This is a genomic window from Xenorhabdus bovienii (assembly GCF_024721015.1).
GTDB classification, from domain to species: Bacteria; Pseudomonadota; Gammaproteobacteria; order Enterobacterales; family Enterobacteriaceae; genus Xenorhabdus; species Xenorhabdus bovienii.
Window position 1 is genome coordinate 1 of record NZ_JANAIF010000058.1, and the last position, 23,410, is coordinate 23,410.

A 23,410-nucleotide genomic window follows, 5' to 3' on the forward strand; every position below is an offset into this window, starting at 1 on the left:
TGACCTTTGATAACGGCCTCGAATTTGCCGAACACGAACTGATCAGTAAAAATTTAGAGACAAAAATTTATTTTGCTCACCCGTATTCCCCCTGGGAAAGAGGGATAAATGAGAACACGAATGGATTAATCAGAGATTACTTCCCAAAAGGAACTGATTTTAATAAGGTATCAGAGTTGGAGATTAACCTTGTGGCAAACCGATTAAATAATCGCCCTCGTAAAACACGAGATTACAAAACACCGAATGAGTTATTTAAAGGAATACCCACTCATTTACTTCGTTCATTACGGTGTTGCGCTTAACATGTGAATCCAAGTTATATAAAATAAATTAATTTATTTTATATATTTAATTGGCAATATAAGCCATATTATCATATTGTTTTTTTTAATAGTTTTAATCGCCAATAATTATATATTCCATAAAAATGGAATATATTAATTTATATTCTTATATCCAATTTAATATCAACATGATTCTAATTCTGCGTTATTAAATGTTCTATTAATATATTGTTATGCCGATATATTGGGTTTTTGTACGTAATAGATTGAAATCAATAATTGACATGTCATATTAGATGAATAGGTTGTTGATATGTGACGGGGGTTAACTTGGTTAGAAGCTATGCAAGAAGGAGGCACGCTAAGAAAAACTCTGCCCAAAAAAACTATGCAATGCGGTATGTTGCAGACCAGCCCGTAGAGCTAGTTTTACCCACCTCTAAACGATTACTTGAAGACAACTCATTACCACATGGGCAACCGTTACCAGCCCGCAATCATGAACTTTGCGTTGCCATCTGGAATATTTACAAACAGCAGCGTCCATCATGGCAAGAGGTTTTGGGTTCTTTGATTGAGAGCAGCCAGCTTATTTTATTGCAGGAAGCGCAAACGACGCCTGATTTACTGAAATTCGTTACAGCCAGTGGTTTAGTTGCAGATCAAGTCCCGGCATTTTCCATCCCTCAGCATCCATCTGGCGTAATGACCTTAGCATCTTCTTCTCCCGTCTATTGTTACCCATTACGTGAAAAAGAGCCGATACTGCGACTCTCAAAATCTTCACTGATTACGATTTATCCATTACCAGATGATCGTCAATTGATGGTGATAAACGTGCATGCGATCAATTTTAGCCTTGGTGTTGACGTTTACAGTCGGCAATTGAATAACATTGGTATTCATATCAATTTGCATCATGGACCCGTGATTTTTGCTGGGGATTTTAATGCGTGGAGCCGTCGGCGGTTGAGAGTATTGGTGCGTTTTGCTCAGCGTATGCAATTGAAAGAAGTCTATTTTAATGATGATCACAGAACGATTGTTTTTGGCAAACCATTAGATTTTGTTTTTTATCGTGAATTGAAAGTGTTAAATGCGGCAGTCTTAACTACAATGGCTTCTGATCACAATCCATTAATTGTCAATTTTTCTTTATAAACGATGGAGGAAATGCTGGAGAAAAAAAAGCGCCGGCAGCTCTAACGTACCGACACTTTTTCAAGTCTTATTGGTTAGTAGAGCGATGATCTGTTGATAATTTCTTCTTCACACAGAAGGAATAAGCCAGTGTGAGGACTAACACCCAACCTATCCCAACATATAGAGCATCCCTTGTTTGCTCAAAATAACCGAGCAATACGATGACACCGACCATGAAAACGATCGTAATTGCAGGCGCAATTGGCCACATTGGAACGGGAAATTTCAATGACTTGATGTCTTCTGCACTCATTTGGCGGCGCATGGCAACGTGAGAAATTAAAATCATCAGCCATACCCAGACGGTTGCAAATGTTGCAACAGACGCGATAAGGATAAAAATATCATTAGGGATCAAGAAATTCAGCCATACGCCAAGTAATAGAACCATAGTCATGACAAGCACGGTCATCCATGGTACACCATTACGGGTCAGTTTCTTGAATGCTTCAGGAGCTTGTCTTTCCTGAGCCATGCCGTACATCATTCTACCTGCACCAAAAATATCGCTGTTGATGGCTGAAATAGCGGCAGTAATCACGACGACATTTAAAATATTCGCTGCTGAATTAATTCCCAGATTGGAAAAAATCTGTACAAATGGGCTTGCATTCTGATCAATCTGATTCCATGGATAGATGCACATCAGAATACACAGCGTCAGGACATAGAAGATCAAAATACGGAATGGAACGGCATTGATTGCTTTAGGAATTGTTTTTTCTGGGTTTTTCGCTTCACTGGCAGTGATACCGATCACTTCTATGCCACCAAAAGCGAACATAACAATCGCAAATGAGGCAATCACTCCACTGATACCATTTGGCATGAAGCCGCCATGCTCCCATAAATTGGAAATACCGGTAGCATGTTCAGTTGATTGACCAAAACCGTAGATCATAATTATGATGCCGCCAATGATCATAGCAATGATGGCGGTAACTTTGACGATAGAAAGCCAGAATTCCATTTCACCGAAGATTTTTACATGGCACAGATTCAGGGCACCGATAAAACATACAATACCCAGCACCCAAATCCATTGATCAACGTGTGGGAACCATAGCCTCATATACATGCCGAATGCGGTGATATCAGCCAGACAAACAAACAGCATTTCAAGAACATAAATCCAACCGGTCAGAAAGCCGGCCAATGGTCCCAGATAATGGCTGGCATATTGTGAAAAAGAACCGGAAACGGGATGGTGAACGGCCATTTCGCCAAGTGCTCTCATCACCATAAATACGGCAGCACCGCCGATTAAATAGGCCAGCAATACAGCAGGGCCAGCATGCTGAATCGCCGCTGCCGAGCCATAAAACAGCCCAGTGCCTATTGCAGAGCCTAAAGCCATAAAGCGAATATGCCGCACGCTCAGGCCCTGTTTAAGCTGATTTTCATTATGTTGCATTCGTTATTCCCATCTATCTTTCATGCCAAAGAGTATTTCAGGCATACAATGCTCTGTCTGGTGTCAAATACCAGCAAAAGCAACCCCGTACAATACCATAAAGATGGATGTTCGCGGGATAGATATCTGTAATAATACCCGGCAGTTTAGTAAAACCAGAGTTTTTTTATGATTTACCCAATAAATGAAATTTTTCAAACTTTGCAGGGAGAAGGCGTGTTTACCGGTGTGCCTTCGGTTTTTATCCGCTTACAGGGATGTCCGGTAGGGTGCAGTTGGTGTGATACCAAACATACGTGGGAAAAAGAGGCTGATAAACAACAGCCTATGGAAAACATCCTAGTGAAATCGCAGGATAGTGATACATGGGGAGCAGCCACTGCAAGACAAATTATTAACTTATTCATCCGTCAGGGTTATACGGCGCGCCATATCGTCGTTACCGGGGGTGAACCGTGTCTGTATGATCTGCGTCCTTTGACCGAAACATTGGAAAGTGAAGGCTATCAGTGTCAGATAGAAACCAGTGGTACACATGCGATCCAGTGTTCTGAAAAAACGTGGGTCACAGTTTCACCGAAAGTGAAAATGCGTGGCGGATATCAGGTATTACCTGAAGCCATGAACCGTGCGAATGAAATCAAGCACCCAGTTGGAAGGGAGCGCGATATTGAAGCATTGGATGAACTGCTGACGATGCTCGATGAAAAGGCAGATCCGGTTATTGCCTTACAGCCCATCAGTCAGAAAGAAGAAGCAACCCGCCTGTGTATTGAAACTTGTATTGCCCGTAACTGGCGTTTTTCGATGCAGACACACAAATACTTAAATATCGCCTGATGTTTCACTCAGCACCAGAATCTGGTGCTGAGTGTTCTATTCGTCACGATAGATACAACCTGCGCTACAAGTCTCTTTTACCATGACGGCACTGAGTTGGGGCAGAGTTGGTTTTAACTTTTCCCAGATCCACTTAGCTAAAACTTCGCTGGTTGGATTTTCCAGCCCAGGAATTTCATTGAGATAATTGTGATCGAGCCGTTCCCAAATCGGCTTAAATGCGGCTTTTACATCGGCAAAATCCATGATCCATCCGCTAAGAGGATCAACCTCTCCGGTAATTTCCAGACGTACCATGAATGAGTGTCCATGCAGACGTCCACATTTATGTCCTTCAGGAACATGTGGCAGGCGATGTGCCGCTTCAAATTGAAAATCTTTAAAGATGGTAGTGCTCATGATGCTTTTCTCTGATTCCAAAAGGCCGGCTATTCTACCTGAACTTTACAAGCATAACGTGATTTTTCTGGAGGAATAAAGCACAACGCTTAACGACTTTATCGATATATGAAATCTGTAAATAAAGTTAGGCATTTTAGTTATGAGATATTGCAAACCTTTCTTTAAAATCTCATCTTATTCTGGGATAACCTTATGATTAATCCATGTATAGATTTCTACATCATGGATATTGGCTATAGCAAAGGGCACGGGATCATGACCACAAAACCACCTTCAACTGTATTATTACCGGTTTCTCCTGAACAATTATCACGTCTGCAATCTGCAATCGGTGATTTTTCTCCACATCAACTGGCGTGGTTATCGGGCTATTTCTGGGGAATGGTAAATCAAAAGCCACAAACTGAAGTCGTTACACCAGCTGCCCCTATATCGGAAACTGTCACACTGATCTCTGCCTCACAAACAGGAAATGCCCGTCGTTTAGCCGAGCAACTCAGAGACTCGTTGTTGGCGGAAAAGCTAAATGTGAACTTGGTTAATGCGGGCGATTATAAATTCAAGCAAATCGCACAAGAACGGGTATTGATTATTATTGCTTCGACACAAGGTGAAGGTGAACCTGCCGAAGAAGCGGTGGCACTGTATAAATATTTGAATTCCAAAAAAGCGCCATCAATGAAAGAGACGGCTTATGCCGTATTTGGTCTGGGGGATACCTCTTATGAAAACTTCTGTCAGGCTGGTAAAGACTTTGACCATCGCCTGAATGAACTGGGCGCACAACGATTACTGGAGCGTATTGATGCCGATGTGGAATATCAAGAACAGGCAGCACAGTGGCGTCAACAAATAACGGAAGTTTTAAAACAGCGCCTGCCAGCTCAGACACAAGCTGGCATCACTGCCACTCAAGCGGGTTCTGTCAGTGAAATCATTTCCAGCCCTTATACCAAAGACGCACCACTGACCGCTTCGTTCTTGACCAACCAAAGAATAACAGGACGCGGTTCAGACAAAGATGTTCGCCATATTGAAATTGATCTGGGGAATTCCGGCCTGCATTATCAGCCCGGAGATGCGCTGGGTGTCTGGTTTGAAAATGATCCGGCACTGGTGGATGAATTGATTGAATTGCTTTGGCTGACAGGATCTGAGCTGGTTAATGTGCACGGAAAATCACTGCCACTGCGTCAGGCGCTGCTTAGCCATGTTGAGCTGACCCAGAATACGGGGTTAATTGTTGAGAAATATGCGGTATTGGCGAAAGATCAAAAACTTCTCGCTTTAATTGCTGACAAACAGGCATTACAACAGTACGCACAAAAAACGCCTATTGTGGATATGGTCAGACAAGCGGCCTTACATCCAGAAGCCCAGCAATTTATCGACTTACTGCGTCCCTTGACACCACGTCTCTATTCCATCTCCTCCTCACAGGCTGAAGTTGAAAATGAAGTACACGTTACGGTTGGGGTGGTTCGCTATGAAATAGAAGGGCGTACCCGTACGGGTGGCGCCTCGGGTTATCTGGCAGATCGATTGCAGGAAGACGACAACATCCGCATCTTTATCGAACATAACGATAACTTCCGCTTACCCGCTGATCCTCAGACATCTGTCATTATGATTGGGCCGGGTACGGGCGTTGCACCGTTTCGGGCATTTCTGCAACAGCGTGACAATCAGGGGTCTGAAGGCAAAAACTGGTTGTTCTTTGGTAATCCACATTTCGTTGAAGATTTTCTCTATCAGGTTGAATTCCAGCGCTATGCCAAAGATGGCTTGCTGACCCGCATTGACTTGGCATGGTCACGGGATCAACAACACAAAATCTATGTACAGGACAAACTGCGTGAGCAGGGAAAAGAAATCTGGCGCTGGGTTCAGGATGGTGCACATTTGTATGTCTGTGGTGATGCCAATCGTATGGCCAAAGATGTGGAGCAGGCATTGCTGGATATCATTTCACAACAGGGTGGCATGGATGCTGAACAGGCTGATGAATTCTTGAGTGAACTGCGCCTTGAGCGCCGTTATCAGAGGGATGTTTACTAATATGAGCAATGAAAAGCAAGGTCCTTTGAAGGTTGAAGGTAAACTCGCTGACAGTGAACGCATGAAATTAGATAGCGACTATTTGCGGGGAACGATCAGCGAAGATTTAAAAAATGGGCTGACAGGCGGATTTGAGGGGGATAACTTTCTCCTGATCCGTTTCCACGGTATGTATCAACAGGATGACCGTGACATCAGAGCGGAGCGGACGGAACAAAAACTTGAACCCCGTCACGCCATGATGCTGCGTTGTCGCTTGCCGGGAGGCATTATCACCCCCACTCAATGGCTGGGTATTGATCAGTTTGCGACAGAAGACACCCTATACGGCAGCATCCGGTTGACCAACCGACAAACGTTCCAGTTTCATGGCATTTTGAAAAATAACCTCAAACCCGCGCATCAGTTGCTGGCAAAAATGGGGCTGGATTCATTGGCAACGGCCAACGACGTCAACCGTAACGTACTTTGCACATCAAATCCGGTGCAGTCGGCTTTGCACCAGCAGGCTTATGAATGGGCGAAAAAAATATCGGAACACCTACTGCCACGCACGAGCGCTTATGCCGAAATCTGGCTGGATAAAGAAAAAGTAGCGACTACCGATGAAGAGCCTATTCTTGGGTCAACTTATCTGCCTAGAAAATTCAAAACATCAGTGGTTATCCCGCCACAAAATGATGTCGATCTCCATGCCAATGACCTGAATTTTATCGCCATTGCAGAGAATGACCAATTGATCGGCTTTAACGTGCTGGTGGGTGGCGGATTAGCTATGACCCACGGTGATAAGAACACTTTTCCTCGTCTGGCGAGTGAGTTTGGCTTTATTCCACTGGAACACACATTGTCGATTGCGGAAGCCGTGGTGACGACACAGCGTGATTGGGGCAACCGGACTGAACGAAAAAATGCCAAGACCAAATATACCCTTGAACGAGTGGGTGTCGAAACCTTTAAACAGGAAGTAGAAAAGCGGGCAGGTGTGCACTTTGAGGCCATTCGTCTGTATGAATTTACGGGGCGGGGGGATCAAATTGGCTGGTTGAAAGGCATTGATGATCAATGGCACCTGACTTTGTTTATTGAGAATGGTCGTCTGTTGGATTACCCCAACAAACCGATAAAAACGGGGATCGCGGAAATTGCGAAAATCCACAAAGGTGATTTCCGTCTGACGGCCAATCAAAACCTGATTGTGGCGGGAGTACCCGAAAGCGAAAAAGCACGCATTGAAGAAATCGCCCGCACACACGGCTTAATAGATAATAGCGTGACATTCCTGCGTCACCATTCCATGGCGTGCGTTTCATTTCCAACTTGCCCATTGGCGATGGCGGAAGCCGAACGTTTCTTGCCGACATTTATCGATTATGTCGATGCATTAATGGAAAAACACGGTGTTTCTGACGAACATATCGTCCTGCGTGTGACGGGCTGCCCGAATGGATGCAGCAGGGCGATGCTGGCAGAAATAGGGCTGGTAGGTAAAGCTCAGGATCGCTATAACCTTCATCTCGGTGGAAACCGGGTTGGCAGCCGAATTCCTCGCATGTACAGGGAGAATATCACTTCAGCAGAGATCCTGGTGATACTGGATGAATTGATTGGTCGCTGGTCAGCGGAACGCAATACCCATGAATGCTTTGGGGATTTCCTGGTTCGTGCCGACATCATCAAACCTGTCCTGAACTCAGCCCTTGATTTTTACGACTGGCAGGAGGCGTTATGAGCCAGTTTCATTTAGCAGAATTGCTGGCATTGAACCACGGGCAGCGCGCCGAAGCATTGGCTGACATCAATCAACAACTGGAATTGCTGGATGCCCGCCAGCGCGTTAGCTGGGCATTGGAACACTTATCTGGCGAATTCGTGCTTTCTTCCAGTTTTGGCATTCAGGCCGCCGTCTGCCTGCATTTGGTGACACGGGAATATCCTGATATTCCCGTGATCCTCACGGATACCGGTTATTTATTCCCCGAAACTTACCAATTTATCGATAAGCTGACTGACAAACTCAAGCTGAATGTGAGGATTTTCCGTGCAGAACATTCTCCTGCCTGGCAGGAAGCGCGTTATGGCAAATTGTGGGAACAGGGAATAGAAGGCATTGAGCGCTATAACCAGATCAACAAAGTTGATCCGATGAACCGAGCATTGAAATCACTGCATGTACAAAGCTGGTTTGCAGGATTACGCCGTCAGCAATCGGAAAGTCGCGCTAATTTACCTGTGCTGGCTGTTCAGCGCGATGTTTTCAAAATCCTGCCTATTGTTGATTGGGATAATCGCCGAGTGCATCAATATTTGGCGCAGCAGGGTCTTGAATACCATCCGCTGTGGGAGCAGGGCTACCTCTCGGTAGGGGATACCCATACAACTCAAAAGTGGCAGACGGGCATGAGCGAAGAGCAAACCCGCTTTTTTGGCTTAAAACGTGAGTGTGGTTTGCACGAAAGTTAAGCCAATATGACGGATGACAGGGATTTCTATTGGGTTGCACCGCTTAAAAAAGAGGTGTGGCCTGCCCTTACCCTAAATATTTCGCATAGTTAACGCTATAACAGACTAAAAAATTCAGCTTATGCGATTCAGGAACTAATAATTCCTTTTTGTCATTTCATAACCGGATCTCAGCCTCATATATTCATTCTCTAATAATCATAATAATAAAAAATTATGAGAAGACTCTAACACTGGATGGCATGTCACCGTGGACTATTTACCCTTATTTGTTGAGTTAAAATCCCGACCCGTATTGCTGGTCGGAGGTGGAGAGGTGGCTTCTCGTAAGGCAAGCCTGTTGCTGCGTGCGGGTGCTGCGTTAACGATAGTCGCCCCTGAATTGCATTTTGAGCTGCAACAACGCTATCAAAAAGCGGAATTTGCATGGGAGCAGGGCGGGTTTCGGACAGAATATCTCGATGGCGTATTTTTAGTGATTGCCGCGACGGATGACCACGATTTGAACCAGCACATTTTTACTGAGGCCAATGCCCGCGCTATTTTAGTCAATGTGGTGGATGATCAACCGCTTTGTTCTGCTATTTTCCCCTCAATTATTGATCGTTCCCCGATTATGGTAGCGATTTCATCCGCAGGAAAATCCCCAGTACTGACGAAATTGCTGCGAGAAAAACTGGAATCTCTACTGCCCTTTCATCTTGGCATCATGGCCGAGATTGCAGGGCGCTGGCGTGAGCGCGTGAAACAGCGTCTGACTTCCATACGCCAGCGGCGCCATTTTTGGGAAAAAGCCTTGAATGGGCGTTTTGCCACATTGGTAGCTAATGGGCAATTACAGCAGGCAGAAGCACAACTCGATGAACAATTGATCGATGAACAACGGGTCAATGAACAACTCGCGTCATCCAGCAAACAGGGCGAATTGGCTTTGGTAGGAGCAGGGCCGGGCGATCCGGGATTGCTGACCTTAAAAGGTTTACAAGTGATTCAGCAGGCTGACGTTGTGCTTTATGACCATCTGGTCAGTGCAGAGATTCTGGAATTGGTACGCCGCGATGCAGATCAAATCTGTGTTGGCAAAAGGGCAGGGAATCACTCAGTGGCTCAGGAAGAGACTAATGCATTAATCATTAAACTGTCGCGTCAGGGTAAAAAAGTGGTTCGTTTGAAAGGGGGCGATCCATTCATTTTCGGTCGCGGTGGAGAGGAATTGCAGGCTGCCGCTGAAGCGGGGATTACCTTTCAGGTAGTACCCGGTATTACCGCGGCGGTGGGCGCTGCTGCTTATGCCGGTATTCCACTGACACACAGAGAGCACTCCCAAAGTGTCACCTTTATTACAGGGCACTGCCGTGAAAATGGCGATGAACTGGATTGGCCTGCATTGGCGCGGGGCAATCAAACACTGGCAATTTACATGGGTATCATAAAAGCCGCCCTTATCAGCCAGAAATTGATTTCACATGGACGAGATGCCAATACCCCAGTAGCTGTGATCGGCTGCGGAACTCGTCCAGAACAGCAGGTGCTGACCGGAACCTTGTCCGAGCTGGAACGGTTAGCACAGAAAGCACCATCGCCTGCATTGCTGGTGGTGGGAGAGGTGGCTCAACTCCACCACCAGATAGCATGGTTCGGGCAACAGTCTGTTGATCAAAAACAATCTGTTGCTCAAATAAGTCGCCCTGCTGTTATTGATCTCGTATAAGGAGCGGTCAATGGACGAAAAAAAACTGACACACTTGCAGCAACTCGAAGCTGAAAGCATCCATATTATTCGCGAAGTGGCTGCCGAATTTGCCAATCCCGTCATGCTTTATTCTATTGGTAAAGATTCCTCGGTGATGCTGCATCTCGCGCGCAAGGCGTTTTATCCCGGGAAACTGCCCTTTCCCTTGCTGCACGTTGATACGGGATGGAAATTCCGTGAAATGTATGACTTCCGTGATCATACAGCGGAAAAATACGGCTTTGAATTGCTGGTTTATCGTAACCCACAAGGTGAAGCACTGGGAATTAACCCCTTTATCCATGGCAGTGCAAAACACACCGACATCATGAAAACGGAAGGGCTGAAACAGGCTCTGGATAAATATCGATTTGATGCGGCATTTGGTGGGGCAAGGCGTGATGAAGAAAAATCCCGGGCCAAAGAGCGCATCTACTCATTCCGTGATCGTTCCCATCGTTGGGACCCCAAGAACCAGCGTCCAGAACTCTGGCGTAACTATAACGGCCAGATCAACAAAGGGGAAAGCATCCGCGTATTCCCGTTATCCAACTGGACTGAATTGGATATCTGGCAATACATCTATCTGGAGCAGATAGACATCGTCCCCCTTTACTTCGCCAAACCCCGTCCGGTCATTCAGCGTGATGGTGCATTGATTATGGTTGACGACGCTCGTATCGATCTGAAATCAGGTGAAGTCATCAGCCAGCGAAAAGTTCGCTTCAGAACACTTGGCTGTTGGCCACTGACTGGCGCTGTGGAATCAGAAGCCGAAACGCTGCCGGAAATCATAGAAGAAATGTTGATATCGACAACCAGTGAGCGGCAGGGACGGCTTATCGACAGTGATCAGTCCGGTTCGATGGAGTTGAAAAAACGTCAGGGTTATTTTTGAGGAGGCCAGATATGCCCGCACTTGCACACAATGAAACCATCGCCAGCCAGATCAAACAGCAGGGTGGGGTGGAAGCCTACCTGCGGATACAGCAGGAAAAGGGACTACTGCGTTTTTTGACCTGCGGTAGCGTAGATGATGGCAAAAGCACATTAATTGGCCGCCTACTGCACGATACCCGCCAAATTTATGAAGATCAGCTTGCGACATTACAAAACGACAGCAAACGGCTGGGAACACAAGGTGAGAAACTGGATCTGGCGTTATTGGTGGATGGTCTTGCCGCCGAGCGGGAACAAGGTATCACCATTGACGTGGCATACCGTTATTTCTCCACGGAAAAACGCAAATTCATCATCGCGGATACACCGGGGCATGAGCAGTATACCCGTAATATGGCAACGGGAGCTTCAACCAGCGATCTTTCCATTTTACTGATCGATGCGCGAAAAGGCGTGCAGGAGCAGACACGTCGACACAGTTTTATCAGTACCCTGTTGGGCATTCGTCACTTGGTCGTGGCGGTGAATAAAATGGATCTGGTGGATTATCGACAGGATATTTATGAACAGATCAAACAGGATTATTGGGATTTTGCCGGCCAATTACCGACTGACCTGCACATTTATTTCGTACCTATCTCGGCGCTGGAGGGGGACAATATCGTCAGTCGCAGCGAAAAAATGGCATGGCATACAGGGGAAACTTTACTGGATACTCTTGAAACCGTTGATGTGAAGAAAAAAGCAATGGATCAGCCCCTGCGTTTTCCGGTGCAATATGTCAATCGCCCTGATCTCGATTTTCGCGGGTACAGTGGCACACTGTCATCGGGTATTTTACGTCAAGGCCAGCAAATCAAAGTCATGCCCTCAGGTGTGATTTCCACCATAGAACGGATTGTAACTTTTGACGGAGATCTGCCATTTTCTGTACCTGGTGAGGCGATCACCGTCGTGTTGAAAGATGAAATTGATATCAGCCGTGGTGACCTGCTGATTGCCGTTGAAGATCACATGACCGTAGCACGTCATGCATTGGTGGATGTCGTATGGATGTCTGAGCAGCCGCTGATCCAGGGGCAAAGCCTGGATATCAAGGTTGCTGGCAAAAAAAGCCGTGGGAAAGTCGATAATGTTCAATATCAGGTGGATATCACCAACTTGACGCAAAAAGTGGCGGTTGAATTGCCCCTGAATGCCATTGGGCTGGTGGAATTCTCATTTGATGAGCCACTGCTGATCGATAGTTACCCGCAAAACGCCGATACCGGCGGCATCATCCTGATTGATCGTCTGACCAATGTAACTGTCGGTGCGGGTCTGGTACGTGAAATTCAAACCGAAGTTTACGAAGAGCCGAAGGAGTACAGCGAGTTTGAACTGGAATTCAATCGATTGGTTCGCCGTCATTTTCCACACTGGGGTGCGCGTGATTTACTGGGAGGTAAATAAGTGTCTCAGATCAAGGAACACACGTTTTCCAATGTTGTTTGGCATTCACATACGTTGGACAGAAAGCAAAGGGAAGCGGTGAATGGCCATCCTGCTTTAGTCATCTGGTTCACCGGATTGTCTGGTTCAGGGAAATCTACGATTGCAGGCGCACTGGAACAGGCACTGTTTTCGCGGGGAATCAGAACCTATTTATTGGATGGGGATAATCTGCGTCATGGCTTGTGCAGCGATTTGGGATTTTCTGAAACTGAACGACGAGAGAATATCCGGCGTATCGGAGAAGTCTCAAAATTGATGGTTGATGCTGGGCTAGTAGTCTTAACGGCGTTTATTTCTCCTCATAGAGCTGAACGGCAAAAACTACGTGAATTGATGGGGGAAGATCGATTTATTGAAGTCTTTGTGGATACGCCGTTGGCGATATGTGAAGCCCGTGATCCGAAAGGCTTGTATAAAAAAGCGCGAGCAGGGGAGCTGATTAACTTCACGGGAATTGATTCAGCTTACGAGGTGCCAGAACAGCCCGACATCTATTTAGATGGCTCACTGCCTGTTGAATCATTGATAGAAAAATTGCTTGCTGCGCTGCACAACCACGGCTTTCTGCCTATTTGATTACCATACCCACTGAGCCGTTAAGAAACACATTATTGCGAGTAGAATAATGTGTTTCTACACTCATCTCATCCAGTACTTTTCCATCACGTTTTGTGATAGTGGCGTCATTCCCTCAGTTGTGGGATGATTAGCGGGTTTTTCAGGGGGAGGAGATGGGCAAACTAACGCTACTATTATTGGTTTTACTCGGCTGGTTACAGTACTCGCTGTGGTTCGGCAAAAATGGTATTCACGATTATGTGTGGGTTAAAGATGAGGTTGCCAGGCGGAATAGTGCTGATATTACCCTTAGGGCACGTAACAACCAGCTATTTGCTGAAATTAAAGATCTGAAAAAAGGTCAAGAAGCGATTGAAGAACGTGCTCGTAATGAATTGGGTATGATTAAGCCGGGAGAATCTTTTTACCGTCTGGTGCCTGATACCTCTAAACACAATGCGCAACAATCTTTGAAAGAAAATAGTAAACAATAATCAAAATGAATAACCCAATATTTCATTCTCCTGCTGATACTTCTCTTGCCGATATTGTCGCATTGATCCCTGCTGCGGGGATCGGTAGCCGGATGAAATCAGATTGCCCAAAACAATACCTCCCGCTTGCTGGTAAAACCATTATTGAACATACATTGGCAGCATTACTTGAACATCCCCGCATACAGCGAGTCATTGTTGCGCTGAACTCTGCTGATAATCAATTCGGGCGGCTTGCGATTGCCTCTGACCCACGAATAACCACAGTGGTGGGAGGATCGGAGCGGGCTGATTCGGTACTGGCAGGGCTGGATTATCTGGCGAGCCTTTCGACAGACAGTTCAGTTTGGGTTTTGGTACATGATGCTGCCCGCCCTTGCTTACATCGTGATGATCTCGATAATCTGCTACAGCTCATCAATAGAAGTGCACCGTCTCCGGCTGTCTGTGGCGGGCTTCTGGCTGCTCCTGTCAGGGACACCATGAAGCGCATGGTGATGCCATCCGAGGAAAAACCATCCACCATTGATCATACCGTTGATCGCAGAGGCCTCTGGCATGCTCTGACCCCGCAGTTATTTCCCTTACAGCTATTACGTGACTGCCTGGCAAAAGCGCTTGCAGAACAAGCGTGTATCACGGACGAATCTTCGGCACTGGAATATTGTGGCTATCACCCTGTGCTGGTACATGGACGGGCAGACAATATAAAAGTCACTCAGCCGGAAGATCTGGCATTGGCGGAGTTTTACCTCTCCCGAAAATCAAAGGAACATATCGTATGAGAATTGGACACGGTTTTGATGTGCATAAATTTGGCGGAGAAGGGCCTCTGGTCATCGGTGGTGTTAGCATTCCTTATGAACAAGGGCTGATCGCCCATTCCGACGGTGATGTGGCCCTGCATGCGGCTACGGATGCTTTATTGGGTGCGGCGGCACTGGGAGATATCGGTAAACTGTTTCCAGATACCGATCCGGCCTTTAAAGGTGCGGATAGCCGTGAACTGCTGAAGGAAGCCTATCGCCGTATCCGTAAAAAAGGCTATCGGATTGGTAATCTTGACATCACCATTATTGCTCAAGCGCCGAAAATGCTGCCGCATATTCCTCAGATGCGGGTCAATCTGGCAGAAGATCTTGAATGCCATATGGATGATATTAACGTTAAGGCAACAACGACTGAAAAACTGGGATTTGTTGGCCGTAAAGAAGGTATTGCCTGCGAAGCCGTGGCTTTGCTGGTGAAGGAATAAGTATGACATTAAGTGAATTACACTGGCTTTATGGGCAGCCAGAAGCGACTGGCGTAGTTAAAGCCTCACCAGAAGATTTTATTGTTCGTGAAGATTTAGGATTTTCTCCTGATGGAGAAGGCGAACATTTAATGATACATATCCGCAAGATAGGATGTAACACCCAGTTTGTTGCTGATCACCTTGCTCGTTTTGCCAAAATACCGGCGCGCTCTGTCAGTTACGCGGGATTAAAAGACCGTAACGCAGTCACAGATCAGTGGTTTTGCGTGCATCTGCCAGGAAAACAAGATCCGGATTTAACTGCGTTCCAGCTGGAAGGATGTGAAGTTTTGACCACTTCTCGCCAAAAACGCAAACTACGGATTGGTGCCTTGAAGGGTAATGATTTCACTCTTGTATTGAGGCAAATTTCTGACAGGCAATCTGTGGAAAAACGCTTGCAGCAGATTGCACAGGCAGGTGTGCCGAATTATTTTGGTGAACAGCGTTTCGGGCGGGATGGGCAAAATCTTGTTCAGGCGCAGCGCTGGGCGGATAATGAAATCCAGGTCAAAGAACGCAGCCGCCGCAGTTTTTACCTTTCTGCCAGCCGCAGTGCCATGTTTAATACCATTGCCAGTCTGCGGATCGCTCAGGATACGCACCAGCAGGTATTGAACGGGGATGCCCTACAGCTAACGGGACGCGGTAGCTGGTTTGTTGCAGATGAACTTGAACTGCCTGTATTACAGCAACGAATCATGGATGGTGAATTGCAGATAACAGCACCTTTGCCTGGCGACAAAGCGCTGGGTACTCAGCATCAGGCATTGGATTTCGAACAGCATTGCCTGTTAGATTACGCATCACTATGGTCATTGGTCAAACGTGAACGCGTGGAAAGTGTGCGTAGGGCAATCTTGGTGCAACCACTCAACCTGAACTGGGAATGGTTGGATGAGCAAACTGTCACCCTCCATTTTTCACTGCCATCAGGCAGTTTTGCAACCAGTGTCGTCAGAGAACTTATCAATCAGGATCAAAATAATGCTGCGGATATTGCTGAGTAACGATGATGGTGTCACTGCACCGGGTATTCAAACCTTAGCGGCCAGATTGCGGGAACACTATCATGTTCAGGTGATCGCACCTGATCGTAATCGCAGCGGAGCATCGAATGCCTTAACGCTGGATCGTCCCTTGCGTATCAATACGCTGAATAATGGTGATATTGCCGTTCAGGAAGGTACACCGACGGACTGTGTCTATCTGGGCGTTAATCGCCTGGTTCTTCCTCGTCCGGATATTGTGGTTTCAGGAATCAACTGTGGTCCCAACCTTGGTGATGACGTGATTTATTCCGGCACAGTGGCTGCCGCGATGGAAGGGCGTCATTTAGGATTGCCGGCGCTGGCGGTGTCACTCAATGGTGATAAACATTATGAAACAGCTGCAGAAGTTACAATGCGCCTATTGAATCTGCTGCAAAAATTCCCCTTAAGGGCAGGTAATATTCTGAACATCAATGTGCCTGACGTTCCTATTGAGCAGATCAAAGGTTTTCGGGTAACACGATGCGGCAGTCGGTGCGCTGCTAAAGAAGTTTACGCCTTGGAAGATCCCAAAGGTAACATGCTTTACTGGATAGGGCCTCCTGGCGAGAAACATGACGCAGGGTCAGAAACAGATTTTGCAGCGATAGAAGACGGGTTTGTCTCCATTACTCCCTTACAGGTGGACTTAACCGCTTATAAGGCGCAGGAATTAATCAACGATTGGTTGGTAAAAGTCGGGGATATGGGAGAATGCTAAGTCGGTCAATGAAAAATTTGCTGACTCAATTACGCCAGCAAGGAATACAGGACGAGCACTTGCTGGAAATTATAGCCAGAGTTCCTCGGGAATGTTTTGTTGATGAAGCTTTGGCTCATAAAGCTTATGAAAATACGGCACTGCCTATTGGACATGGGCAGACCATATCCCAGCCTTACATTGTTGCCCGCATGACAGAACTGTTGAGCTTAACTCCTGAAGCCAATGTGCTGGAAATTGGAACGGGGTCTGGTTACCAGACGGCGATACTCGCCCATCTGGCCAGACACGTCTTCTCCGTGGAGCGTATTAAAGGTTTGCAGTGGCAGGCTAAACGCAGGTTGAAGCAGCTTGATTTACACAACATATCAACCCGCCACGGTGATGGCTGGAATGGATGGCCGTCAAAAGGGCCATTTGATGCAATTATTGTCACGGCAGCGCCGCCCGAAATTCCACAGGCTCTGTTGTATCAACTTGCAGATAACGGAGTGATGGTTTTGCCCGTGGGGGAGCGCTCTCAGTCGCTTAAAGTGGTACATCGTTATGGCAGTGATTTTCACAGCGAAGTGATCGAATCTGTCCGTTTTGTACCCCTAATTCAAGGCGAACTAGCATAATCTGCTAATTTATTTTGTCATTATTTTTAAATTGGCTGTCATTTTTTCTGAAGTTAAGCAAAATATTTTGCCTTAAATCTTTTGTAATTCGAAATTTCTTTATAAATCATTATGCTTAAAACTTATATTTGCCTTTACGGGGGAATAAGGTATGAATTTAGGAAACTCAGTGAAAAAAATAAAGTGGATAAGCTCTGTTATGGGAGTGATGCTGGCAGGCTGTAGCAATACATCGGATCGTCCAGCGCCGATAGTGAGTATTGATAAGCAGGAACAAAATAGAGGGATCCCTTCCAGAACCTCGTCCATCTCGACACCCATATCATCTTCCCCTTCAACCATTTCAGTAAATCGTTCATCAGAGCATCGTGCTTCGGAAAATCGTTATTTAGTGAATCGTGCTGTTGAAAATGGCTCACATCAGGGACGGATCGTCTATAACCGCAATTATGGGAATATTCCTAAAGGAAGCTATAGCGGCAGCACCTATACGGTCAAAAGTGGCGATACTTTGTTCTATGTTGCATGGATTACAGGCATTGATTTTCGTGATTTATCTCACAGAAATAACATTTCAGAGCCTTATAACCTCAATGTTGGCCAAGTCCTGAGAATGGGTAATGTAAACTCCAGTAACGGTGTATTACTAGCATCAAATAGCACCCAATCTAAAATTGAGCAGGTTGATTTTCAAAAAAGTAATGCGTATCCTGCAAACATTGATAGACAGAGTTCCGAAAAGATGTTGCCAAGAAAAACAATTTCTGTTAGCGAAAATTCCGCTATGAAATCACCTCCGGCAACAGACATAAGTCCTAGCAGCACCATCAGCAGTAGTAGCAGTAGTTGGGGATGGCCTGCGGAAGGGAAAGTGTTTGAAGGCTTCTCGGATTCTAAGGGTGGGAATAAAGGCATTGATATTGCGGGTAGTCGTGGTCAGCCCGTTTTTGCAACTGCCAGTGGGAAAGTAGTTTATGCCGGAAACGCATTACGTGGATATGGAAATCTCATAATTATAAAACATAACGATGACTACCTGAGTGCCTATGCTCATAACGATACCATGCTGGTTCGTGATTCGCAGGATGTCCAGGCGGGGCAAAAAATTGCCACTATGGGTAGTACTGGAACAAGTTTAGTCAAATTACATTTTGAGATTCGTTACAAGGGAAAATCCGTAAACCCGCTGCGTCATCTTCCGCAGCGATAAACCAGGGCAGGATTCTGAATTCCTGCCCGCATTATCATGGGTAGGAGCAGCTGATGAGCCAAAGTACGCTTAAAGTTAATGAGTTGTATGATGAGGCGGATTTAGACGAACATGGCATGGAAGCCGATGACTTTGATGAAGCGTTGCTGAAAGACGGGGATGATTTAACCAATGTTGATGAAGATTTGGATTTGTTGCAAGGGGTTAACCAACGGGTTCTCGATGCAACACAACTTTATCTCGGAGAGATTGGTTTCTCACCTCTGCTGACAGCAGAGGAAGAAGTTTTTTTCGCAAGACGGGCACTTCGGGGAGATATTGCTGCTCGCCAACGTATGATTGAGAGTAATTTGCGGTTGGTAGTTAAAATATCTCGTCGATATAGTAACCGAGGGTTGGCACTTTTGGATCTCATTGAAGAAGGTAACCTTGGTCTTATTCGTGCGGTGGAAAAATTTGATCCTGAAAGAGGTTTTCGTTTTTCTACGTATGCAACATGGTGGATCCGCCAGACAATTGAGCGGGCTATTATGAATCAGACACGTACGATCCGTCTGCCTATTCATATTGTCAAAGAATTAAATGTTTATTTACGTACTGCAAGAGAGTTAGCCCATAAATTGGATCATGAACCCAGTGTCGAAGAAATTGCGGAAAAACTGGATAGACCGGTTGATGATGTGAGCCGTATGATGCGGCTTAACGAACGCATTACTTCTGTTGATACACCAATAAGTGGGGATTCAGATAAAGCCTTACTGGATATTTTATCTGATGAAAATGACTCAGGGCCAGAAACAACCATTCAGGATGATGATATGAAGCAAAGCATTGTGAAGTGGTTGTTTGAACTGAATGCAAAACAGCGTGAAGTCTTGGCTCGCCGTTTTGGGTTGCTTGGGTACGAAGCAGAAACATTAGAAGATGTTGGCCGAGAAATCGGTTTGACAAGGGAAAGAGTCCGTCAGATTCAAGTTGAGGGTTTGCGCCGTCTCAGAGACATACTGCATACTCAAGGCTTGAATATTGAATCATTATTCCGCACTTAAATATTTATATCCAATAGATTTCAAGTTGCAACTAATAAAGTAGCAACTTGAAAGATGAAAGAGATATTATGGTTTAACCAAAAGGTGGGCTAAATAAGCCCACCTTTTATTTATCTTTTATTTTTTATCTTTCTTGGTTCTAACAGACGGGTATTAGACTTCATTGTTACACCATATCTTTCAGACGATAAATCCACTCCAGTGCCTGACGTGGTGTCAATGTATCTGGATTCAGATTTTCCAACGCTTCAACTGCCGGAGATGCCTCTTCCGTCAGCAGTGTCAACTGCGGTGTATCGACGTGGCCTGCCGTCGCATTGTTGGAGAGAGATTCCAGCTCCTTTAATTTCTGGCGCGCTCGTTTAATGACATCACGGGGAACTCCTGCCAGAGAGGCGACGGCCAGTCCATAACTCTTACTTGCCGCACCTTCTTGTACACTGTGCATGAAGGCAATGGTATCGCCATGCTCGACAGCATCCAGATGGATATTAACCACACCTTCCAGTTTTTCAGGCAGCGCCGTCAGCTCAAAATAGTGAGTGGCAAATAACGTCATCGCCTTGATGCGATTGGCCAGACTTTCCGCACAGGCCCATGCAAGAGACAGACCATCATAAGTGGACGTACCGCGCCCGATCTCATCCATCAAGACCAGACTATGCTCTGTCGCATTATGCAGAATATTGGCGGTTTCGGTCATTTCCACCATAAAGGTAGAACGTCCTGATGCCAGATCATCGGAAGCTCCCACGCGGGTAAAAATGCGGTCTACAGGCCCAATTAGCACTTTCTCGGCAGGAACAAAACTGCCGATATACGCCAGCAGCGTAATCAAGGCGGCCTGACGCATATAGGTACTTTTACCCCCCATATTCGGCCCCGTGATGATCAGCAGACGACGCTGTGACGAAAGCGTTAATGGGTTTGAGATAAAGGGTTCACTCAAGACTTGTTCAACGACAGGATGGCGTCCACCCGTGATTTGAATACCGGTTTTATCGCTCAGTGTCGGGCAGGTGTAGTTTAGCGTCTCAGCGCGTTCAGCAAGGTTTGCCAGCACATCCAGCTCTGACAGTGCTTCTGCGCTAGTTTGCAGTTCAGCCAGATGAGGCAGCAGCAGATCGAATAGCTCTTCATATAGCGCTTTTTCGATGGCGAGAGCCTTGCCTTTGGAAGTCAGCACCTTATCTTCATATTCCTTTAATTCAGGAATGATATAGCGTTCTGCATTCTTCAGCGTTTGACGGCGTACATAATGAATCGGGACTAAATGGCTTTGCCCACGGCTGACCTGAATATAGTAACCATGAACCGCATTGAAGCCGACTTTCAGCGTATCAATGCCGAGTTTGTCACGCTCGCGGATCTCCAGCCTGTCCAGATAATCACTGGCGCCATCGGCTAATGCACGCCACTCATCCAGTTCGGCATGGTAACCCGGGGCAATGACACCGCCGTCACGTACCAGAACGGGAGGAGTTTCGACAACGGCTTTCTCCAGCAGCGTCTGTAATTCATCAAAATGACCGACACGCTGTTGCAGTGCCTGAATATAAGGTGAATCAGATGATGCCATGATCTGATGAATATCGGGCAATTGCTGGAAAGCATGGCGCATTCTGGCCAGATCACGAGGACGGGCGGAGCGAAGAGCAAGACGGCCAAGTACACGCTCTAAATCACCAACCTGACGTAAAAACGGCTGCAATTCAAAGCCAATCTCTTGTAAAGCTGAAATGGCCTGTTGGCGGTTTTCCAGCACGTTTCTGTCGCGAATCGGGGTATGCAGCCAGCGTTTCAGCATGCGGCTGCCCATGGGTGTCACACATTGATCGAGTACAGAAGCCAGTGTGTTTTCAGTACCACCCGCCAGATTTTGGGTCAATTCCAGATTGCGGCGGGTTGCAGCATCCATAATGACCGTTTCTTGCTGGCGTTCTACCGTAATATTGCGGATATGGGGCAGGGCGGTACGCTGGGTATCTTTAACATATTGCAGCAGGCAGCCAGCCGCGCGCAGTGCTAACGTAGATTTTTCCACCCCAAAACCGATCAGGTCACGCGTACCGAATTGCAAATTCAGTTGCTGCCTTGCTGTATAGAGTTCAAATTCCCACATCTGGCGACGACGCAGGCCATTACAGCGTTCAATCAGTGCCATGGGGCCAAAGCTTTCGGGATAGAGCAACTCTGCAGGGTGGGTACGCTGAAGCTCGGCGGCAATGGTATCTTCGTCTGCCATTTCAGAGACGCGGAAGCGGCCGGAGGTGATATCCAGCGTGGCATATCCAAACCCTTGGCTATCATGCCAGATAGCGGCCAGCAGATTATCCTGACGTTCGTGCAGCAGGGCTTCATCGGTTACCGTACCGGGAGTGACAATGCGCACAACTTTACGTTCAACCGGGCCTTTGCTGGTGGCAGGATCACCTATTTGTTCGCAGAGCGCCGCTGATTCACCGAGCTGTACTAGTTTTGCCAGATAGTTTTCGATTGCGTGATAAGGAACCCCCGCCATCGGAATGGGCTGGCCTGCGGATTGCCCGCGTTTGGTCAGAGAAATATCCAGTAACTTAGCGGCTTTTTTGGCATCGTCAAAGAACAGTTCATAAAAATCCCCCATCCGATAAAGCAGCAAAATGTCAGGATGCTGAGCTTTCAGGCGCAGATACTGCTGCATCATGGGAGTATGACTGTCTAAATCCTTTGCTGGTGATTCTTTCATATTGATCGCATTCAATTTTACTATTCCTGTTGACTCAGTTGGGCCATCGACGCTCAGCCAACCCATCTAAAATGACAAAACCTAAATATAATCAGCTAAGGATGGAACGCTAATGAACCTCATCCTAGGCGAAAACGTTATCTTATCACTGATAATCGGTGTGATCATTAAGGCTTCAAACCAGCCAGCAGTGACCAAGTATGGCAAAACGTGACAGGGAAAGTTTAGGTGGTAGGCTATCAGGATTGCAATTGAGAATGTATAGGATTTTTTGGCTATTGATGAGGATTGGGAAGCGACTCGATTTTATTTTTACTCCTAAAAATTCATCATGAGTAATATTCTTATATTTAATCAGATAGTTTTGAGTAAATGGTGTTTACAGCATAATTAAATGAATGAGAAACAAAAAGAGAAAGAACATCGCAAAGATAATAACTACCCAGCAGAACTGATAGAAAGGGTATGAGTTGCCAAAGTTGACCAGGCCGCGAAGACCGCTATCGTGAAGGCGTTGGGATAGCTTTCGGAACATCACTATATAGATAACGCTATAGAGAGGCCAAAGGACAAGGACGCTTCTGGCCAGCTTTTTACCGCCTATCATGCCGAGTATCAAGGCGATGGCAAAAAAACCTAATACGGCACGATTATCAAGTTGTTTTAAGGAAGCAAGAGTTTGTTTATCTTGCTTTTTCATTGCATATTTTGAAAGCAAAGCAGTAATATCCCTATTTTTCAGTTTATCTATTTTAACCCTATCCAATCCAAAAACCCATTTTCATTGATGATTGGTAGCATGAATTTTTGAAGATTACGTGGAAGAAATTACTAAGTAATCAAGAAAAATTAATTGCAAATTTAGCACCATAACCTTCCAATAGAGTATTTAGCTCATACTCCACGGTA

Annotated in this window: 22 protein-coding genes; 18 read left to right on the forward strand and 4 right to left on the reverse strand. The window is 46.1% G+C overall.

Annotated features, from left to right (window positions below; all coding sequences use genetic code 11):
* Together NXS07_RS14405 and NXS07_RS14410 are read left to right on the forward strand one after the other, a co-directional pair.
* Nucleotides 1–305 (forward strand): IS30 family transposase (locus tag NXS07_RS14405; RefSeq protein ID WP_258087004.1); only part of this gene is annotated, 305 nt, incomplete at its 5' end.
* A gap of 312 nt (nucleotides 306–617) precedes the next feature.
* A complete protein-coding gene (locus NXS07_RS14410) occupies nucleotides 618–1,448 on the forward strand; it encodes an endonuclease/exonuclease/phosphatase family protein (protein WP_258087005.1) in 831 nt (276 codons plus the stop codon).
* A gap of 67 nt (nucleotides 1,449–1,515) precedes the next feature.
* Here the strand turns inward: NXS07_RS14410 and NXS07_RS14415 are convergent, their stop codons facing one another.
* Nucleotides 1,516–2,904: an amino acid permease gene (locus NXS07_RS14415; protein ID WP_046337517.1), complete on the reverse strand. Its 1,389-nt coding sequence runs from the start codon at nucleotides 2,902–2,904 to the stop codon at nucleotides 1,516–1,518.
* Between the two features lie 168 nt (nucleotides 2,905–3,072).
* Here NXS07_RS14415 and queE point away from each other — a divergent pair, with 168 nt between their 5' ends.
* Nucleotides 3,073–3,744, forward strand: a complete 672-nt coding sequence (gene queE, locus NXS07_RS14420) for a 7-carboxy-7-deazaguanine synthase QueE (RefSeq protein WP_038196593.1) — start codon at nucleotides 3,073–3,075, stop codon at nucleotides 3,742–3,744.
* A gap of 36 nt (nucleotides 3,745–3,780) precedes the next feature.
* On the opposite strand, the gene queD is transcribed toward queE, so the two are convergent.
* Nucleotides 3,781–4,143: a 6-carboxytetrahydropterin synthase QueD gene (gene queD / locus NXS07_RS14425; RefSeq protein WP_038217577.1), complete on the reverse strand. Its 363-nt coding sequence runs from the start codon at nucleotides 4,141–4,143 to the stop codon at nucleotides 3,781–3,783.
* 258 nt (nucleotides 4,144–4,401) lie between these two features.
* On the opposite strand from queD, the gene cysJ reads away from it, so the two are divergent.
* From cysJ to rpoS, 15 genes are all read left to right on the forward strand, one after another.
* Complete coding sequence (cysJ, locus tag NXS07_RS14430) at nucleotides 4,402–6,204, forward strand: NADPH-dependent assimilatory sulfite reductase flavoprotein subunit (protein WP_038202570.1); 1,803 nt, start codon at nucleotides 4,402–4,404, stop codon at nucleotides 6,202–6,204.
* A 1-nt stretch (nucleotide 6,205) separates the two neighbouring features.
* The gene (gene cysI / locus NXS07_RS14435; protein ID WP_038202552.1) at nucleotides 6,206–7,936 is read left to right on the forward strand and encodes an assimilatory sulfite reductase (NADPH) hemoprotein subunit; all 1,731 of its coding nucleotides are present in this window, start codon (nucleotides 6,206–6,208) and stop codon (nucleotides 7,934–7,936) included.
* On the forward strand, nucleotides 7,933–8,667 hold the full coding sequence (locus NXS07_RS14440) for a phosphoadenylyl-sulfate reductase (RefSeq protein ID WP_038202549.1): 735 nt from the start codon (nucleotides 7,933–7,935) through the stop codon (nucleotides 8,665–8,667). The genes cysI and NXS07_RS14440 overlap by 4 nt, the downstream gene beginning before the upstream one ends.
* A 250-nt stretch (nucleotides 8,668–8,917) precedes the next feature.
* Complete coding sequence (cysG, locus tag NXS07_RS14445) at nucleotides 8,918–10,378, forward strand: siroheme synthase CysG (RefSeq protein ID WP_258087006.1); 1,461 nt, start codon at nucleotides 8,918–8,920, stop codon at nucleotides 10,376–10,378.
* Nucleotides 10,379–10,388: 10 nt separating this feature from the next.
* Nucleotides 10,389–11,297 carry a sulfate adenylyltransferase subunit CysD gene (cysD, locus tag NXS07_RS14450; protein WP_038225256.1) on the forward strand — a complete coding sequence of 303 codons (909 nt, stop codon included), beginning with the start codon at nucleotides 10,389–10,391 and terminating at the stop codon, nucleotides 11,295–11,297.
* An 11-nt stretch (nucleotides 11,298–11,308) separates the two neighbouring features.
* Nucleotides 11,309–12,751: a sulfate adenylyltransferase subunit CysN gene (cysN, locus tag NXS07_RS14455; RefSeq protein WP_038217564.1), complete on the forward strand. Its 1,443-nt coding sequence runs from the start codon at nucleotides 11,309–11,311 to the stop codon at nucleotides 12,749–12,751.
* Nucleotides 12,752–13,369, forward strand: a complete 618-nt coding sequence (gene cysC, locus NXS07_RS14460) for an adenylyl-sulfate kinase (RefSeq protein ID WP_258087007.1) — start codon at nucleotides 12,752–12,754, stop codon at nucleotides 13,367–13,369.
* A 155-nt stretch (nucleotides 13,370–13,524) separates the two neighbouring features.
* Entirely contained in the window at nucleotides 13,525–13,845 is a 321-nt protein-coding gene (ftsB, locus tag NXS07_RS14465; protein ID WP_038181024.1) for a cell division protein FtsB, read from the forward strand.
* A 5-nt stretch (nucleotides 13,846–13,850) separates the two neighbouring features.
* Entirely contained in the window at nucleotides 13,851–14,630 is a 780-nt protein-coding gene (gene ispD, locus NXS07_RS14470; protein ID WP_258087008.1) for a 2-C-methyl-D-erythritol 4-phosphate cytidylyltransferase, read from the forward strand.
* Nucleotides 14,627–15,100 (forward strand): 2-C-methyl-D-erythritol 2,4-cyclodiphosphate synthase, encoded by a 474-nt coding sequence (gene ispF, locus NXS07_RS14475; RefSeq protein WP_038217561.1) that lies wholly within the window; start codon nucleotides 14,627–14,629, stop codon nucleotides 15,098–15,100. Before ispD ends, ispF begins: the two co-directional genes overlap by 4 nt.
* Before the next feature lie 2 nt (nucleotides 15,101–15,102).
* On the forward strand, nucleotides 15,103–16,152 hold the full coding sequence (gene truD, locus NXS07_RS14480; protein ID WP_258087009.1) for a tRNA pseudouridine(13) synthase TruD: 1,050 nt from the start codon (nucleotides 15,103–15,105) through the stop codon (nucleotides 16,150–16,152).
* Nucleotides 16,130–16,894, forward strand: coding sequence for a 5'/3'-nucleotidase SurE (gene surE, locus NXS07_RS14485; protein WP_038217555.1), 765 nt, complete (start codon nucleotides 16,130–16,132; stop codon nucleotides 16,892–16,894). Before truD ends, surE begins: the two co-directional genes overlap by 23 nt.
* On the forward strand, nucleotides 16,888–17,514 hold the full coding sequence (locus tag NXS07_RS14490; RefSeq protein WP_038180999.1) for a protein-L-isoaspartate(D-aspartate) O-methyltransferase: 627 nt from the start codon (nucleotides 16,888–16,890) through the stop codon (nucleotides 17,512–17,514). The genes surE and NXS07_RS14490 overlap by 7 nt, the downstream gene beginning before the upstream one ends.
* Before the next feature lie 151 nt (nucleotides 17,515–17,665).
* Nucleotides 17,666–18,724 carry a murein hydrolase activator NlpD gene (nlpD, locus tag NXS07_RS14495; protein ID WP_258087010.1) on the forward strand — a complete coding sequence of 353 codons (1,059 nt, stop codon included), beginning with the start codon at nucleotides 17,666–17,668 and terminating at the stop codon, nucleotides 18,722–18,724.
* Nucleotides 18,725–18,777: 53 nt separating this feature from the next.
* Nucleotides 18,778–19,773: an RNA polymerase sigma factor RpoS gene (gene rpoS / locus NXS07_RS14500; protein WP_238126787.1), complete on the forward strand. Its 996-nt coding sequence runs from the start codon at nucleotides 18,778–18,780 to the stop codon at nucleotides 19,771–19,773.
* 166 nt (nucleotides 19,774–19,939) lie between these two features.
* Here rpoS and mutS read toward each other — a convergent pair whose 3' ends face one another.
* Both mutS and NXS07_RS14510 read right to left on the reverse strand, forming a co-directional pair.
* On the reverse strand, nucleotides 19,940–22,501 hold the full coding sequence (mutS, locus tag NXS07_RS14505; RefSeq protein ID WP_258087011.1) for a DNA mismatch repair protein MutS: 2,562 nt from the start codon (nucleotides 22,499–22,501) through the stop codon (nucleotides 19,940–19,942).
* A 379-nt stretch (nucleotides 22,502–22,880) separates the two neighbouring features.
* Nucleotides 22,881–23,267, reverse strand: a complete 387-nt coding sequence (locus tag NXS07_RS14510; protein ID WP_051862933.1) for a hypothetical protein — start codon at nucleotides 23,265–23,267, stop codon at nucleotides 22,881–22,883.
* Nucleotides 23,268–23,410: the final 143 nt, after the last annotated feature.

What these genes read in the sequence shown, in the direction of transcription:
- queD (WP_038217577.1), bottom strand. Translation starts at nt 4,143, where the DNA reads ATGAGCACTACCATCTTTAAAGATTTTCAATTTGAAGCGGCACATCGC.
- mutS (WP_258087011.1), bottom strand. Translation starts at nt 22,501, where the DNA reads ATGAAAGAATCACCAGCAAAGGATTTAGACAGTCATACTCCCATGATG.
- ftsB (WP_038181024.1), top strand. Translation starts at nt 13,525, where the DNA reads ATGGGCAAACTAACGCTACTATTATTGGTTTTACTCGGCTGGTTACAG.
- rpoS (WP_238126787.1), top strand. Translation starts at nt 18,778, where the DNA reads ATGAGCCAAAGTACGCTTAAAGTTAATGAGTTGTATGATGAGGCGGAT.
- queE (WP_038196593.1), top strand. Translation starts at nt 3,073, where the DNA reads ATGATTTACCCAATAAATGAAATTTTTCAAACTTTGCAGGGAGAAGGC.
- ispD (WP_258087008.1), top strand. Translation starts at nt 13,851, where the DNA reads ATGAATAACCCAATATTTCATTCTCCTGCTGATACTTCTCTTGCCGAT.
- cysN (WP_038217564.1), top strand. Translation starts at nt 11,309, where the DNA reads ATGCCCGCACTTGCACACAATGAAACCATCGCCAGCCAGATCAAACAG.
- NXS07_RS14440 (WP_038202549.1), top strand. Translation starts at nt 7,933, where the DNA reads ATGAGCCAGTTTCATTTAGCAGAATTGCTGGCATTGAACCACGGGCAG.
- NXS07_RS14415 (WP_046337517.1), bottom strand. Translation starts at nt 2,904, where the DNA reads ATGCAACATAATGAAAATCAGCTTAAACAGGGCCTGAGCGTGCGGCAT.
- NXS07_RS14490 (WP_038180999.1), top strand. Translation starts at nt 16,888, where the DNA reads ATGCTAAGTCGGTCAATGAAAAATTTGCTGACTCAATTACGCCAGCAA.
- cysI (WP_038202552.1), top strand. Translation starts at nt 6,206, where the DNA reads ATGAGCAATGAAAAGCAAGGTCCTTTGAAGGTTGAAGGTAAACTCGCT.
- cysJ (WP_038202570.1), top strand. Translation starts at nt 4,402, where the DNA reads ATGACCACAAAACCACCTTCAACTGTATTATTACCGGTTTCTCCTGAA.
- truD (WP_258087009.1), top strand. Translation starts at nt 15,103, where the DNA reads ATGACATTAAGTGAATTACACTGGCTTTATGGGCAGCCAGAAGCGACT.
- surE (WP_038217555.1), top strand. Translation starts at nt 16,130, where the DNA reads ATGCTGCGGATATTGCTGAGTAACGATGATGGTGTCACTGCACCGGGT.
- nlpD (WP_258087010.1), top strand. Translation starts at nt 17,666, where the DNA reads ATGAATTTAGGAAACTCAGTGAAAAAAATAAAGTGGATAAGCTCTGTT.
- ispF (WP_038217561.1), top strand. Translation starts at nt 14,627, where the DNA reads ATGAGAATTGGACACGGTTTTGATGTGCATAAATTTGGCGGAGAAGGG.
- cysD (WP_038225256.1), top strand. Translation starts at nt 10,389, where the DNA reads ATGGACGAAAAAAAACTGACACACTTGCAGCAACTCGAAGCTGAAAGC.